Below are 16,217 nucleotides of genomic sequence, written 5' to 3'. Positions count from 1 at the left end.
CCTACCACCAGCCTTCTACGGCGGTCTGGTACTCGGGTGAAGCGACAAATCCGATCAGAGCGTCCTGGTGGTTGAGGCCACGCATCAGCTGGTCGGTCCAGTCCTGCCATCCTGCGGCATCCGGCTGACGGCGCAGGAAACGCTGGTAGAGATCACGGCTGTGGTTGCGGCAGTACTCCTCGGACAGCACGAAGCCGCGCGCGACCTCGAAGCGCGGCATGCCGTCCCGCATGCGCTGACTCCAGAAGTCGAAGCCCCCGGCGTCCGGCGGACGGCCGAGCAGACGGCGGTAGAGCGAATCGATGAACGCGTCATCCGCCGGATGCTTGCCCCGGTACTCCGCGCTGTCGAGGAACGCGACGATCGCCGACTGGCGTCCCATGCCCTGCTGCAGCTGGCTGCGCCAGCCGGCAAGGCCCGCCTCGTCCGGCGCCCGGTCCAGCAGGGCGAAGTACAGGTCCGTGGCGATCTGCCCGGAATGCTCTTCCGAGTAGCAGAACCCGCGCGCCACATCCTGCGGGCTTGCACCCGAGAAAAGGCCCTGCACCCAGCCGTTGAGTCCCCCGTCGTCGAAGCGGCGGCCGAGTATGTCGCGGTAGAGCGACGCGACCCAGATGTGGCGCCGGTAGATCGAGCGGATCCCCGCGCGGTCGTCCGCCGCAGGGACCGACGGCGTCGGATAGAAGGGGTTCATCGTCGAACTCGGCACCGAGGTGTGCGCCAGGCCCAGCGAGTGGCCGAATTCGTGCACCATGACCGTCAGCAGGTCGAAGCCTTGGGCTCCAAATCCCTCCTGCCACGTTTCGTCCTCGTCGAAATGCGCGTCTCCGGCCAGCGCCCCGGCATTCGGCGGCGGGAAGAACGCGTGTGCGAGAACGCCTCCGGCCCCGTCGAACGGAAAATCGTCTCCGTGCGCCTGCGCATCGAAGAGAATTTCGATATCAGGTTGCTCACCGGTCTCTCGAAACACCAAGGGAACCACCGAAGACCAGCGACTCCAGGCCGTCTCTATAAGAGCACGCTGCCGCTCGGGCCCCAAGTCACGGGAGAGATTGTTGACGCGGTAGGTGATGACCGCGTGATCCCATACCGTGCCGAAGGCCACGAAGGTCCCGATGCCGGCCTCAAGGGCACCCTGCCGGTCAGGGAATCCACAGCGGGGCCGTGCGAACACTTTCTCTGTTTCGGCATCGACTGCCCCGGTGGCCGGCAACAGGGCCATGGCCTGGCATGCTCGGACGGCCGCCGGGCCCTGGGGAGAGTCGAGGGCGACTTCGTCGGGGAGGTAGCCGAACTGTCGCAAATAATCTAGCGCACGTTTGTCGTCGGGCATGCTGGTCACTTCTCCCTGGTTCACACCTCTGGGGTTCGCAGCATCCCGCGATGGCAGAGTGCTGGCCAGCCCCGGGAGCGGGAATCCTGTCTCCCACTTTTCGCCGTCGACGCGGAATCATTTGGGTCGGCCGTCGGTGACGATTTATTCCTTGCCTTCCCAGGAACCAAGAGCACGTTGAACGAGCAACCACGCCTGCCTGTGCCGCGTTTTCTGACGGATTGACCGGAAGCCGCTGGAGCGGGATGCTCCCCGCAACCGCGCCCCGCCACGGAAAACCGGAAGGGAGATTTCCTCTATGGAATTCAACGCGAACCCCGCCACGTTCATCTATGTGCATGGTGCTGGCAATAAACCGCCGGAGTCCGACCTGAAGAGCGCCTGGGACGAGGATCTGTTCGGGCAGGACATGAAGGAGCGCACCCGGATGGTCTACTACGCCGACCTGCTGCACGACCGCCCGGCCGCGATCGCGGCCGATGCGTGCAGCGCGAGCGGTGCGCTGGGGGCGCTTGTGTCCGACGCGTTCGCCGATACCGCGCTCATCGAGGACGCCGAGGTTCGCGAAGCGTTCGCCGAGATGGCCCCGGTCGGGCAGGAGTTCGCCCTCTCCCTGGCGATCAGTATGGCAGCCCGCGCCGCGAGCCCGACGGGCCTCGCCCCGACCGCAGGCGCCCGCCCCGCCGCCGGTGTCGCCGAGCTGCTGCCGCTGCCCGGACCCCTGCGCCGCTTCCTGTTGCGGCAGCTGCTGCGCCACCTCATCCCGGACGCCAACGGGTACTTCTTCACCGGCGTCCAGGAAAGGATCAGGGACCGGCTGCGCACGGTCCTCAATGCCGTGAACGGACCCGTCGTGGTGGTCAGCCACAGCCTTGGCACTGTCGTTGCCTACGACGTGCTCAGCGAGGCCGGCTTGGCCCAGAAGCAGGTTCCGCTGTTCATCACGCTGGGCTCGCCCCTGGGCTACACCGAGATCCAGGACGTCATCGCCCGGCCCCTGCGGATTCCCGCCCCGGTGCGGTTGTGGACGAACTTCGCCGACCCTCTTGACCTCGTCACGCTGGACACCACCCTGGCTGACGATTTCAGGACGGGGGCGAAAGTGATTGCCGACATCGTGGTGGACAACCCCTCGCCGAACAATCACGCGTCATGTGGCTATCTGCGATCCCGCCACGTGCGTGAGGCTGCGGCCGCGGCAAAGTGACAATCCACGACCGCAAGGACCCGTCTGAGGGGCCTCGCGTCTTCCGGCCAGGGATCTGACCGATCAATCGATCGCCCGGCAGCTGGGCATCTCGAAGAACACCGTGAAGCGGCCGCTGGCCACCAACCGGCCGCCGATATACTCCCGGGCGCCGAAGGGCTGGGCGGTCGACGCGGTCGAGCCGCAGACCCGGGAGCTGTTGAAGCAGACCCCGACGATGCCGACGACGGTGATCGCGGAGCGGATCGGCTGGGACTGTGGCATGACCGTCCTCAAGGAGCGCGTACGCGAGTTGCGGCCGGCCTATCTGCCGGTCGATCCGGTCTCGCGCACGACGTATCAGCCTGGCGAGTTGGCCCAGTGCGACCTGTGGTTCCCGCACCTAGACATACTCCTCGGATATGGGCAGTCCGGGCGCCCGCCGGTGCTCGTGATGGTCTCGGGCTACTCACGGATCATCGCCGCGCGGATGCTGCCCACCCGCACCACCGGCGACCTGATCGACGGGCACTGGAAGCTGCCGACCGGCTGGAGTGCGGTCCTGCGGATGCTGGTCCGGGACAACGAGGCCGGGATCTGCCGGAGCAAGGTGACCGCGGACTTTGCCGCGTTCGCGGGCCTGCTCGCCACCCGGATCTATCTCTTGGCATAAGGGTTCACCGCAGCCTCTCAACGCGCAACAAGGCACACCCAGCTGACCGGAAAGGACCCGATAGGCGCCTGGCTTGGTGCCGTTGACTTCAGCGACCTTCACTACGAGCAGTTCGGGGTCTCGACATCTGCTCTGCGACGGTTAGGTTGCCCACAAAGGGTTCCCGATAGAGGACCTACTGATGGGAGTTGATCATGCCAGTGGGATTTTCCGCGATACCGGACTGGTTTTCGCAGGACAACCAGGGAGCAGGAGTCGCTGTCGCCGACCTCAACGGCAACAACAAGTTAGACCTCGTGGTGTTCATGGTGGATAACCCACCGGGACAGAACCGCGGCTTATACCGCGTAGGCCACGACCTCGACGAACAAGGCAACATCACCGGCGAATGGGGCCCATGGCTCGACATACCAGACTGGTTCTCCTGGGAAAACCAAGGCGCAGGAATCGCCATCACCGACCTCAACGCCAACGGCAAACCCGACCTCATCGTCTTCACCATCGACAACCCACGAGGACAGAACCGCGGCATATACCGCGTAGGCCACGACCTCGACGAACAAGGCAACATCACCGGCGAATGGGGCCCATGGCTCGACATACCAGACTGGTTCTCCTGGGAAAACCAAGGCGCAGGAATCGCCATCACCGACCTCAACGCCAACGGCAAACCCGACCTCATCGTCTTCACCATCGACAACCCACCAGGACAGAACCGCGGCATATACCGCGTAGGCCACGACCTCGACGAACAAGGCAACATCACCGGCGAATGGGGCCCATGGCTCGACATACCAGACTGGTTCTCCTGGGAAAACCAAGGCGCAGGAATCGCCATCACCGACCTCAACGCCAACGGCAAACCCGACCTCATCGTCTTCACCATCGACAACCCACCAGGACAGAACCAGGCCCTCTATCGCTTCGCGTTCGACGTGGGGCCAACCGGCGTGCCCGCGCAGGGCGAGAACGGCTGGTCGACCTGGCTCGGCGTCCCCAACTGGTTCTCCTGGGAGAACGAGGGAGCCGCCACCGCCGTCGCCGAGATCGGCGGGGCACCGCAACTGCTCGTCGTCATGGTCGATGCCCCGCCCGGTCAGAACGCCGGCTTCAGCACCGTGCTCCCGTTGCGGGACGACCCGGCGGTCCGAGGCTCGTGGCAGGTACTCCCCTTCAACTCGCAGGTGCTGGCTATCCATGCCGCCCTGTTGCACACCGGGCAGGTGGTCTTCTTCTCCGGGTCCGGCAACAGCCAGGTCCGAGCGGCCAGTCCCGACTGGGGCAGCATGGCCAAGGGTGTGTGGACCAGCGTCATCTGGGACCCAGCAGCGCCACCCGGGGGGAACTTCTTCCATCCGGAGACCCGCTTCGGCCCCGATGGCAAGCCCTTTGATTTCTTCTGCGGCGGCGACACCCTCCTCGCAGACGGCTCGCTGTTGTCCGCCGGCGGCAACCTCGCCTATCCGGGCGATGGACACGGCAACCTCGGCCGTGCCGACTGTCTGGCCCTCGACCCGGTCACCCGGCAGTGGCAGCCGCGCGCCCGGATGGCACACGGCCGCTGGTACCCCACGCTGTTGACCCTGGACGACGGCAAAGTCCTCGCCGTCAGCGGGCTGAACGAGACAGACGGCACGCTCAACCGGACCATCGAGCTTTACGACCCGGTCGTTGATTCCTGGCGTCAACTGCCGCTGCCCGGCGAGGATCAGCTGACAGGGATGCCGCTCTACGCTCACCTTTTTCTGACCACCGGTGGGCGGGTCTTCTTCAGCGGCGGCCGAATGGACGACGAGAGCCCACAGGGCCCCTGCCTCCTCGACCTGGGGACACAGCCGATGGGTGTCACTCCCGTTCCCGGGCTCCAGGACCCGGCCTCGCGCAACCAGTCCGCCAGCGTGCTGCTGCCCCCCGCCCAGGAGCAGAAGGTCATGCTCATAGCCGGCGGCCCGGAGGACGTCAGCAACGCCACCGGAAGTACGGCGATAGCGGACCTGTCCGTCCCGAACCCTCAGTACCGGCCCGCTGCACAGATCAATCTGCCGCGCATGCACCTCAATGCCGTCCTCCTGCCGGACCGCACGGTCTTCGTCAGCGGAGGGGCACTCAAACGGGAGTCCCACACGGTGCCACGGCTTCAGTCCGAGATCTACGACCCAGCCACCGACACCTGGCGAATCGGCGCCACCGCGACGATCCCCAGGCTGTACCACTCCGTGGCGCTGCTACTGCCCGACGGACGAGTCGTCACAGCCTGCGGCAACCCGCCGCCCTACGGAGCACAGGTCCACTGGGAAGACAGCCCGAACGAGGAGCTGCGACTGGAGGTCTACAGCCCCCCGTATCTGTTCGCGGGACCACGACCTGTCATCACCGAGGCAGCCGAGGAATGGGCCTACGGACAGGAAGTGACCGTCAGTACCCCACAGGCGGGGCAGATCCTCTGGGCCAGCCTGATCCGGGGCGGCTCCACCACGCATGCCTTCGACAACTCCCAGCGGCTGGTGGACCTTCCCATCACCAGGCAAGGGAACGGGCAGATCGACCTCGCGGTCACCAAGGATCCGGATATCGCACCGCCGGGCTGGTACATGCTCTTCCTCACCGACGACAACAAGGTGCCCTCAACCGCGCACTGGATCCACCTCTGAACGACGATGCGCTGTGGCCCCGCTCCATCCGGAGCGGGGCCACAGCCTGTGATTTTCGGCGGCCTGTCAGATGGGGCCGTCGAGCAGGGGGTTGAGGAGTTCCGGCTTGCCCTCGAAGGCGAAGAGCAGCAGGTCCACCATGGTGAAATCGCCCTGCTTGTACGAAGGTAGCGTAGGTGTCCAGTCCGGGTCCTTGACGATGGAGTTGACACTGCCTTCCATCGCCCGGTGGAAGACCTCAGCGACGATGTTGCCGCCCAGGCCAGTGAGCCGTCCGGGCCGCTGTGAGTTCAGCTCAGCCTCCCGCAGGATGTAGAACCACAGCGGGGTGTGCTCGACCAGTTCCTGCTCCTCGGGCTGTGTCAGGACATTCTCCCCGGTGAACTGCACGCCATCGGTCCCGTTGCCGCGCAGGATCTCGGTCCTGGTCAGCGGTGTGATACCCAGCCCCTCCAGCTCCGCCACCAGTTGGGGGCCTGTGGCCAGCTTCACCATGGAGGCCCTGGTGAGGTTGCGGAAGGCCAGGTTGCGCTGGATGGGCGGGGGCGTGCCCTGTCCCCTCTGGTTGAAGGATCCGGCGGGGAGATCGCTGAGGGGATCGACCAGCAGGGTGTCTATCCGCTTGGTGAGATTGAAGTCCAGCGTGTCGACGACCAGGTCCTTCCGGCCCGCCGCGTCGAAGTCGAACAGCCTTCGGAAGTCCGCGATCCAGTTGCTCGGCAGCCGAAGGTTGTCGCCCGACTCCGGATCATCCAGATCGGTCAGATCGGTCGGCGATCCGGGTGTCAGATTTCCGGAGGTCCCGCTGAACCGGAACAGCAATCCCAGGTTGGCGGGGATGAGTCCTCCCCTGCTGTTGAACACGCGGTTCCACTCGTACTGGCCCCGGATCATGCTGTGTCCGAGCCGATAGGCGGCAACCGAGAACTCGATGGGCATCGTCGGCCGGTCTCCGGGCTGCGCGCTGTCGTACGGTCCCCCGCTCTGCGGCGGCAAACCGTACGGGCCCTGGTTGTCCGGCGGAAGTTCGAAGAACCGTCGCCCGTACGTGAACACCTGGTCCACGATGCCCTGGTCGACGATGTGGAGCAGGAATTCGGTGCGCAGCATCCACTGGTAGTGCTTGACCACGGTCGCGCGGGCTCGCTCGAACAGCTCGGAGCTGGTCGTGCCCTCCTCGACAAGGTGGTCGACCACCCGGTTGTGGAAGCGCATGAACGCCAGATGGAGCTGGCCGACCACCAGGTTCTCGTCGTTGCGCCCGTCGGGGATGAGCGGCCTGCGCTTGTCGGCCTGGGTACCAGTGCCCAGCTCTGCGGCACGCGGCAGGTCGAAACCCGGATGAGAGATCGCGGCCGCCGGAACAGTAGGCGGCCCGGATGCGATGGTCTCTCCCACCTTGAGCCGGGCGCCGTCCGCCTCGAAGAAGGCCGCCGAAGTCGGGTGGCCCGGCCCCAGGCCGTACAGGGAGTCGAGGTCGAGCGCAGGAGAGCGCCCCTGGAGCATGTCCTCTAGAGATACAGGGTCACCGAAGTTCGCCACCCGCGTCCGGTCCTGGGTCAGGTCGTGGTCGACGAACTGGCCCAGGTAGGTGAACCCGGCGGGTATACCGGGCGAAGAGTCCGGGTTGGCGGCACCACCGCCCGCTGTCATCGCCCTGGCCAGCTTCTCGCGGAGCTCGGGGCTGACCTGGATGCCCTCCGTCCTACTCAGCCGGGAGAAGCGGAAACTCGTCAACTGCTCTTCCGCCCGGGGGACCCTCGATCGCGGTTCCCCGTCCCTGATCTCCAGGATCCGGCCTTCATCGGCCAGGAAGAACGTTTCGCGATTGTGCCTCTGCATGATCCCGCCCCACCTCTCCCCGCGTCCCGAACTACCGGGCCCGGTACCGCGGGCGCACAGTGCACTTTCTCCCACGGTTCGGCCTCACGCTAAGCCGCCGACGTGGGCTCGCCTTAAGCACCAAACAGGTCAACTCGGGGTACTGCTCACGATGCGTGTGGTGCCACAGCGGGGTACCACATCGCTCCGTCCACGTATTCCGGACCGATGGGCCTGCCGCAGCACCGAGCGAAGGCGCTCGGGCAGGATGCCGTGTCCGACGGGACGACCATGGCCGAATCCTCCACGAACCTCACGTCGGTCAGCACGGTCTTGAACCGCATACCGTTGCGGGAGTTCCTGCCACCACGGCCGGCCCAGTCGTGCGACTCGAAGCTGGGCGACTACGCCGCGACACTTGCGCACGATTTTCGGCTCGACGAGCCGTCCCTGTCACGGGGCACGGCTATCTCGACCGGCCCGACGTCGATCAGCGCCGTCTTGATGCGGTTGCCATTGCGGGAGTTACCGCCGTTCTTCCCGGCCGGGTCGTGCTGGCCGTAGCCGCTGTGGATGGTGAGCTCACCATTGCTCGGCGACGGCCTCCATCAGGTCCTGCATGAACTCCCATCGGGCCAGCGGGTCGAGGGCGGCGACCGGCTCGTCCGGGATGAGCAGCTCGGGCCACTTGGCTATGCCGAGGGCGAGTTGTGCCCACTGGCCGCGGACAGCTTCCCGGCCCGCTGCGTGGGGTCCAGGGCGAGCCGCCGGATCCGGTCCCGCGCCACGGCCTCGTCCCCCCTGGCCTGCGCACCAGACATACCGACATCTGCGCCGCCTCCGCTGCCGGGCCGGACTCGACTGGCCACGCTGTGGACGACAGCCCCATGCCCAGACAACAAGCAAAGGACAACGAACCGGCCCGGGGGCACCGTCGGCGCGGACACGTCGGCGCCCCCTGGCCCCTGCCCGGCCCCTGGGTCTCGGCATCGAGCCTCAGGGCAGCCATCCCGGAGGCCGACAACAACCTTGATCACCTACTCCGCCGCAGGTCAGAGGGGTTGGAGCTCCTCCGAGCGGCGCCGGACTTCAAAATCGCGAGTAGCGGATTGCCCTTCCAACGCGATGATGCTCCACCCCGATACCGGGGTGGAGCATCATCGCTACTTCAAGAGGCGAAATTGTCGACCAGAGTGCGCACAGACCCCGGCCAGCAGCCTGCCGACCGGGTCAGCCGAGGAAGTGGGTCTCGTCACCCAGAGGGCCTTCATTCAAACTTCATCCCCAGCCAACGGAGTGTCTCGAAGTCGCATCCGGCGCTCCCGCCAGAGTGTTTTCAGTCTGACCGTTTCCGGTTCGGCACACCCCGTCAGCTGGCGGTTGCGTTCCGGACTTGCGGCAAACAGCCTCTCGAATCACCGGATGACATTGGTCCTGATTGTCGATGCGGTGAAACCCTGCCGAACATGGGCGACCCGGCGCTATCTTCGTACCCCTGATTGACCGTCACCCTGGTCCAGCGCCCCGGTGGCGGGCGTGAACGGGGGAAACAGCAGTGGCTTCACTCAAGCATCTTGTCGTCGTGGTGCCCGGAATCGGCGGGAGTGTCCTGCAGACAGCGGAGGGGGCCGCCCGCTGGGACGAGCACCGACGGCGGTTCGTCGCCGCGGCCACCCGGCCGCACCGGCTGGGCCTGGACACGCATCCGGACCTGGTCCCGGTCGGTCTGATGCCGGACATCACCCTGATCGGCCCCTTCGTCGTCCCCGGCTATGACGGCCTGGTACGCAAGATCCGCAACCGCTTCGATGACGTACAGGTGGATGTCTCCCTGCCTGGGCGCGCGCCGGACAACCGTGCTGACCTGGTCCTCTTCCCGTACGACTTCCGGCACAGCATCCGGCACGCGGCCGAGCGCCTCGCCGCCGATGTCGCCGCCCGTCTGAGCGGCGAGCACTCCGGAGCACGCCGACGGCGTGTGATCGTGGTCGCGCACTCCATGGGTGGCCTGGTCGCCCGCTACTGGCTGGGCCCCCTGGGCGGCGCGGCCGACTGCGCCGCGCTGATCACCCTCGGCACCCCGCACCGCGGCGCTCCCAAGGCGCTGGATGTCCTGGCGAACGGCCTGAAGGTGGGCCCCAAGCGGCTGGCTGGGCTCACCGCAGTGCTGCGTCAGTGGCCGTCGGCGTACGAACTCCTGCCGCGTTACCCTGCGGTGGCACGGCCGGACAGCTCGGAACCGCTCAGGCCCTACGAGTTGGAGGAAGGGGCCGGCGCAGGGGCAGCTGTCGACGCGTCGTTTGTCTCGCGGGCGAAGGACGCATTCGGCGTCCACCAGGACATCGAGGCGGCCTGGACAGAGCTGCCCGACAAGCCTAACTGCCCTGAGTTGACAGCCGTGTTCGGCCGGGGTCACGCCACCCTCCAGCAGGCCCTGCTCTCACCTGCCGGCCTGTCGGTGACGAAGGGCGCACCGGGCTGGCTGCCCAACCCCGACTGGCTCGGCGATGGCACGGTCCCTGCCATCTCGGCCATCCCCATCGAGCAGCAGGACATGCGCGCCCGCAGGGGAGTGGCGGAGCGTCATATGGCACTCGCCTCCTCGTCGGTGGTGGTGGACATACTGGCCGAGTACGCCGGTGAATCGCTCGAGTCCGTACGAGGGGACAAGCCCGACCGCCCCTGGCTCGGGCTCGACCTGGACGACACCGCCCTGTCCGGGGACCCGGTTGCGGTCGGCGTGAACCTCCACGGCGCGCGGGCCGACGAACGGACGCAGGTACGGATACGGGTCCGTGCACGCGACGACCGGCAGAAGGACGTCACGCCGTGGCTGCCTTGCGCCAGGTCCGGTGACGATCGGTGGCAGGCGGAGCTCTTGCCGCCGGGGGCCGGGACGTACTCGGTGGAGGTCGCGGCCACCGGTGTGCCGGTGGTGGATCGTCTTCAGGCCGGGGACGTACTGGGCGTGGTCGACGCTGGGTACGAGGGAGCGGGCTCGTGAGTACGGCGTGGCGCCGGTGGGCGAGCAGCGATCCCAGGGCTCTGATCGAGTACGTCCAGCGCGGTCGTCCGGGCGAGCGTGCGCGCGGGGCACCGGCCGACCTCCTCGGCACCCCCATGCCCGCCCCCGGGGACGGTCCTCCTGCCGCTCGCGCACGTGCCTTGTACGAGGCCTTCGCCGCTCTCCGTATCCAGTACGCCGATGAGCCGACCACCAGTGATCCCGGCCGCCAGACCATCCGGCCGCCGGACCAGGTGCTCCGCCGGCCACGCCACGGCACCTGCCTGGACCTTGCGGTCACCTTCGCCGGAGCGTGCCTGGACGCCGGGCTCCATCCGCTGATCATTGTCCTGGCCGGTGCCAAGCCGGGTGATCCGGCGCACGCGCTGGTCGCTGTCTGGCTTGACGGCAACTGGTCCAACCGCGCGCACCGGGACTACCGCTGGGACGAGGAGGACCCCGACTGGGGGACCCTTCCACCTGACTTCGTCGACCAGCTCGCAGAGAGCGAGGACTCCCCCGGCACGTTCCTGGCCGTCGACATCACCGGCGTCGCCTCCCGTGTCGATACGGCCGACCCGCGGCGGCGAGAGCAGCAGTCCTGGGCTCAGTCGGTCGCCTACGCTGCCGCGCTCCTACGGGAAGCCACCGAGGACCGCTGGAGCGTGACAATCGACGTCGGTCTCGGCTACGAGCACTGCGAGCCGCACCCCCTGCCGTACCGGCCCACCACCGACGTCCTAGCACCGCCGTATCTGCCGGTGCCAGAGTCACTGGCGGCGGACGACAGCAAGGGCGGCCCGCTCAAGTTCCTGTGGGCCCGCTACGACGCCATCCGCTTCCATCCACGGGACGAACTCGGCTTCCTCCAGGACTGGTTCCAGGCACCTGATCCCCTGGGGCCACGCACTCGGATCGCCCTGCTGCACGGCGTCGGCGGAGCGGGAAAGACCCGCCTGGCTGCGGAACTCTCCCACCGGCTTGCCGCCACCGGCTGGTACGCCGGTTTCCTCGTCCGCGACCCCGACCCCCAGGACCGGGCATGGTTGAGCGACGTCGCCTCCCCGCTGCTGGTCGTCGTCGACTACGTCGAGGACCGCAAGTCCGGGGACGTCATCAATGTGCTGCGGACCCTGCGGGAGCGCGAAGCGCCCACCTGCCTGCTGTTGACCGCGCGAACAGTCAGCGGCTGGTGGGACGAGGAGATCGCGGTGGCGCTCAGGGAGGAAAGCCTTCCCTACGCTCTGCACGACAGTGCTCTGGCCGCCCGTCACCCCCGCCAGACGGGCGTCTACCGGGCGGCAGTGCGCTCCTTCGGCGGGTCGGAACTCGTCGCCATGGGCAGCAGCCCGCCTCCCGACCCCGACTCCGGCAGGTGGACCACTCTGGATCTGGTCATGCTCGCCTGGCTCGCCGCCCGAGCGGGCGACACCGGGGGGACCCCCGGGTCGGAGGAGGAGCTGTACGAGAAGATCCTCGACCACGAACTGGGTTACTGGGTGCGGGCGTACAAGTCCCGGATCGGCATGCCTTCGAAGCGAACGAAAGGGATACTGCGCGAGGCAGGAGCCTGCCTCAGCCTCCTGGCGCCGCAAGAGGAACGGCTCGACCACACCCTCCAGGCCATCAAAGGGTTGGCCCATGACGGCAAGTGGCGCGATGAGATAGCCGCGCTGCTCGCGGACCTCCTGCCCGCCGCTCCCGAGGACGGCACGTTGGCGGTCCGGCCGGACCCACTCGGCACCCATCTTGCGTCCAGCGTGTTCAGCACAGATCGCGCGCTGCTCCGTGGGTGCTTGAAGGCAGCAGACGAGGATGAGCAGCTGAACGCGTGCGTGGGCGTCTCACGGTTCGCTTCGTCGAGCGACGAATCCACCGTGGCGGACATCGCTCAGGCTGTCTTGGACGCCGCCCCCGGCTTGTGGCAGCCCGCGCTCTCGGTGGCCGCAACGCAGGGTGGCGTCTTCGTCAAGGCTTTGGAGCGGTTCGCCGAAGCCGAGGGAACACCACTGCCACTGGCCGAGTTGGCTACGACGGTACCGATCGGACACAGCACACTTCGCGGCCTCGCGCTTATCGCCGCCAGGCGCTCCGAACCCGACGACGCTGTCGATACGTCCGAGGAAGCACGAGCGGCCCGGGCCTCGTGGCTCAACAACCTCGCAGTCCGCCAGAGCGAGGTAGGCGACCGTGACGGGGCACTCACCTCCATCACCGAAGCCGTCAGGCTCTACCGCACCCTCGCCCAGGCCAACCCCGCCGCCTTCCTCCCCAACCTCGCCGGAGCCCTCAACAACCTCTCCAACCAACAAGGCGGCACCGGGGACCGCGACGCAGCACTCACCTCCATCACCGAAGCCGTCCAAATCGGCCGCACCCTCGCCCAGGCCAACCCCACCGCCTTCCTCCCCGACCTCGCCGGAGCCCTCAACAACCTCTCCAACCGACAGAGCGGCACCGGCGACCGCGACGCAGCACTCACCTCCATCACCGAAGCCGTCCAAATCGGCCGCACCCTCGCCCAGACCAACCCCACCGCCTTCCTCCCCGACCTCGCCACCTCCCTCAACAACCTCTCCAACCAACAAAGCGAGGTAGGCGACCGCGACGCAGCACTCACCTCCATCACCGAAGCCGTCCAAATCGGCCGCACCCTCGCCCAGACCAACCCCACCGCCTTCCTCCCCAATCTCGCCTCCTCCCTCAACAACCTCTCCAACCAACAAAGCGAGGTAGGCGACCGCGACGGGGCACTCACCTCCATCACCGAAGCCGTCGAGCTTTACCGCACCCTCGCCCAGGCCAACCCCGCCGCCTTCCTCCCCAACCTCGCCGGAGCCCTCAACAACCTCGCAGTCCAGCAAGGCGGCACCGGCGACCGCGACGCAGCACTCACCTCCATCACCGAAGCCGTCCAAATCCGCCGCACCCTCGCCCAGACCAACCCCACCGCCTTCCTCCCCGACCTCGCCGGAGCCCTCAACAACCTCTCCAACCGACAGAGCGGCACCGGCGACCGCGACGCAGCACTCATCTCCATCACCGAAGCCGTCGAGCTTTACCGCACCCTCGCCCAGGCCAACCCCGCCGCCTTCCTCCCCGACCTCGCCACCTCCCTCAACAACCTCTCCAACCGACAGAGCGGCACCGGCGACCGCGACGCAGCACTCACCTCCATCACCGAAGCCGTCCAAATCGGCCGCACCCTCGCCCAGGCCAACCCCACCGCCTTCCTCCCCGACCTCGCCGGAGCCCTCAACAACCTCTCCAACCGACAGAGCGGCACCGGCGACCGCGACGGGGCACTCACCTCCATCACCGAAGCCGTCGAGCTTTACCGCACCCTCGCCCAGGCCAACCCCGCCGCCTTCCTCCCCGACCTCGCCGGAGCCCTCAACAACCTCGCAGTCCAGCAAGGCGGCATCGGGGACCGCGACGCAGCACTCACCTCCATCACCGAAGCCGTCCAAATCGGCCGCACCCTCGCCCAGGCCAACCCCACCGCCTTCCTCCCCGATCTCACCTCCTCCCTCAACAACCTCGCAGTCCAGCAGAGCGGCACCGGCGACCGCGACGGGGCACTCACCTCCATCACCGAAGCCGTCAGGCTCTACCGCACCCTCGCCCAGGCCAACCCCGCCGCCTTCCTCCCCGACCTCGCCGGAGCCCTCAACAACCTCTCCAACCAACAAAGCGAGGTAGGCGACCGCGACGGGGCACTCACCTCCATCACCGAAGCCGTCAGGCTCTACCGCACCCTCGCCCAGGCCAACCCCGCCGCCTTCCTCCCCAACCTCGCCATGTCCCTCAACAACCTCTCCAACCAACAAAGCGAGGTAGGCGACCGCGACGGGGCACTCACCTCCATCACCGAAGCCGTCCAAATCCGCCGCACCCTCGCCCAGACCAACCCCACCGCCTTCCTCCCCGACCTCACCTCCTCCCTCAACAACCTCGCAGTCCAGCAGAGCGGCACCGGCGACCGCGACGGGGCACTCACCTCCATCACCGAAGCCGTCGAGCTTTACCGCACCCTCGCCCAGGCCAACCCCGCCGCCTTCCTCCCCAACCTCGCCGGAGCCCTCAACAACCTCTCCAACCAACAAAGCGAGGTAGGCGACCGCGACGGGGCACTCACCTCCATCACCGAAGCCGTCCAAATCCGCCGCACCCTCGCCCAGGCCAACCCCGCCGCCTTCCTCCCCGACCTCACCTCCTCCCTCAACAACCTCGCAGTCCAGCAGAGCGGCACCGGCGACCGCGACGGGGCACTCACCTCCATCACCGAAGCCGTCGAGCTTTACCGCACCCTCGCCCAGGCCAACCCCACCGCCTTCCTCCCCAACCTCGCCGGAGCCCTCAACAACCTCTCCAACCAACAAAGCGAGCGTCAGCGTCTTGCCGAAGCAACGCGCACCTACGACCAAGCGATCTCGGAACTCCCCTCCGGCCCCCAAGCCGAACTACTCGTCTCACGCGCACGCTGGCGCCACCTCCACGACGATCACGCCGGCGCGGCGGCAGATCTCCTCTCAGCCGCCCAACGCGCGGATGAAACCACCGAATCCACCTGGTCCGGCCGTTCCCGCCGTACCGTCCGCGAACTCGCCGAAGAACTGAGCCGACACGTACTGGCGCGACAATCGCTGGAGCCAACCCTCCCCGGCCTGCCCGCCTGGTCGAAGGACGAACTCCCGCCCGAGGTCATCGACCGCCTCAATGGCTGGCTTTCCGCCCGGAGTTGGCCGGAGCAGGAGACGTTCATCCAGCAGGCCTATCCGCTCCTCGCGGCGCCGGAAGGCCGAGCTGCTCTCGACCTCACCCGTGCGCTGTACCCGGAAACCACCGGTCTCAGCGACCTCGCAGCCGTACTCGACGCCGCACACGAACAAGGCCTTGGCCAGGTACTCGAAGAACTCCGCGAGACCAACGCCAGGTCCGATCTAGTCGACGAGTGGCTCGCCACCCCCACCTGGCCGGAAGACCTGGAATTCCTCAGCCGCCATCCCCAACTGACCGAGGACCCCCTCGTACGGGAGCTGCTCAACTCACAGTGGGACGACCCGGCGTCACGCCAACACCTGGCGATCCTCCAGCTCACCGACCACCTTCCCGCACCCGACGTCTACGACGCGATCACCGATCCCACAACGGCGGTCGACACAGCCATGGAGTTCATCGAGCGGGGCCAACCGGACGCACTCCTCCCGCTCTTCCTCGCTTCACCAGCCCTCGCGCAGATTCCGTTCATCACTCCGTACCTGTTCGCCGTACACACGGTGTTCTCCACCCCACCAGCAGCCGAGTCCCCACAACCCGAGGCAACCCCCGACACCAACGACCCGTCCCCCACCGACCTCATCGAGCAAGCCGCAGCACAGGGCTCCGAAGTACAGCGAGGAGCCGGCGCGGCCCGCCTCCGCCAACTTGCCCAGCACCGCCCGGACCACGCGACCACGCTGCTCCAGCTGGCCGCCGCCCTCACCGCGGCCGCGCCGGCCCCGCAAAGCGAAACCGCCTCCGATGCCGGATGAGGAACAGCCCCCACC

General features: G+C 67.3%; 7 protein-coding genes and 2 pseudogenes. 5 read left to right on the top strand and 4 right to left on the bottom strand.

What is annotated here, in order from left to right:
* Position 1: 1 nt before the first annotated feature.
* Positions 2-1,333 (bottom strand): matrixin family metalloprotease, encoded by a 1,332-nt coding sequence (locus OG246_RS17720; protein WP_266462885.1) that lies wholly within the window; start codon positions 1,331-1,333, stop codon positions 2-4.
* A 298-nt stretch (positions 1,334-1,631) separates the two neighbouring features.
* Here OG246_RS17720 and OG246_RS17715 point away from each other — a divergent pair, with 298 nt between their 5' ends.
* The 3 genes from OG246_RS17715 (at position 1,632) to OG246_RS17705 (ending at position 5,843) form a co-directional block, all read left to right on the top strand.
* Entirely contained in the window at positions 1,632-2,540 is a 909-nt protein-coding gene (locus OG246_RS17715) for a hypothetical protein (RefSeq protein WP_266462883.1), read from the top strand.
* 103 nt (positions 2,541-2,643) lie between these two features.
* Entirely contained in the window at positions 2,644-3,192 is a 549-nt protein-coding gene (locus tag OG246_RS17710; protein ID WP_266462881.1) for a hypothetical protein, read from the top strand.
* Between the two features lie 194 nt (positions 3,193-3,386).
* On the top strand, positions 3,387-5,843 hold the full coding sequence (locus OG246_RS17705) for a galactose oxidase-like domain-containing protein (protein WP_266462878.1): 2,457 nt from the start codon (positions 3,387-3,389) through the stop codon (positions 5,841-5,843).
* A gap of 66 nt (positions 5,844-5,909) precedes the next feature.
* Here OG246_RS17705 and OG246_RS17700 read toward each other — a convergent pair whose 3' ends face one another.
* The 3 genes and pseudogenes from OG246_RS17700 to OG246_RS17690 all read right to left on the bottom strand — a co-directional run.
* Positions 5,910-7,685: a heme peroxidase family protein gene (locus OG246_RS17700; RefSeq protein ID WP_266462875.1), complete on the bottom strand. Its 1,776-nt coding sequence runs from the start codon at positions 7,683-7,685 to the stop codon at positions 5,910-5,912.
* 396 nt (positions 7,686-8,081) lie between these two features.
* Positions 8,082-8,248: pseudogene (locus OG246_RS17695) on the bottom strand (transposase); the annotation flags it as partial.
* 7 nt (positions 8,249-8,255) lie between these two features.
* Positions 8,256-8,461: pseudogene (locus OG246_RS17690) on the bottom strand (ABC transporter ATP-binding protein); the annotation flags it as partial.
* A gap of 758 nt (positions 8,462-9,219) precedes the next feature.
* Here OG246_RS17690 and OG246_RS17685 point away from each other — a divergent pair.
* Together OG246_RS17685 and OG246_RS17680 are read left to right on the top strand one after the other, a co-directional pair.
* Positions 9,220-10,668 (top strand): triacylglycerol lipase, encoded by a 1,449-nt coding sequence (locus tag OG246_RS17685; RefSeq protein ID WP_266462874.1) that lies wholly within the window; start codon positions 9,220-9,222, stop codon positions 10,666-10,668.
* Entirely contained in the window at positions 10,665-16,202 is a 5,538-nt protein-coding gene (locus OG246_RS17680) for a tetratricopeptide repeat protein (protein WP_266462872.1), read from the top strand. The genes OG246_RS17685 and OG246_RS17680 overlap by 4 nt, the downstream gene beginning before the upstream one ends.
* Positions 16,203-16,217 lie beyond the last annotated feature (15 nt).

This window comes from Streptomyces sp. NBC_00620 (assembly GCF_026341825.1).
Lineage (GTDB): Bacteria > Actinomycetota > Actinomycetes > Streptomycetales > Streptomycetaceae > Streptomyces.
The sequence above is the reverse complement of the archived record's forward strand: the minus strand, read 5'-3'. Positions and strand labels throughout refer to the sequence as shown.

What these genes read in the sequence shown, in the direction of transcription:
- OG246_RS17715 (WP_266462883.1), top strand. Translation starts at nt 1,632, where the DNA reads ATGGAATTCAACGCGAACCCCGCCACGTTCATCTATGTGCATGGTGCT.
- OG246_RS17720 (WP_266462885.1), bottom strand. Translation starts at nt 1,333, where the DNA reads ATGCCCGACGACAAACGTGCGCTAGATTATTTGCGACAGTTCGGCTAC.
- OG246_RS17700 (WP_266462875.1), bottom strand. Translation starts at nt 7,685, where the DNA reads ATGCAGAGGCACAATCGCGAAACGTTCTTCCTGGCCGATGAAGGCCGG.
- OG246_RS17705 (WP_266462878.1), top strand. Translation starts at nt 3,387, where the DNA reads ATGCCAGTGGGATTTTCCGCGATACCGGACTGGTTTTCGCAGGACAAC.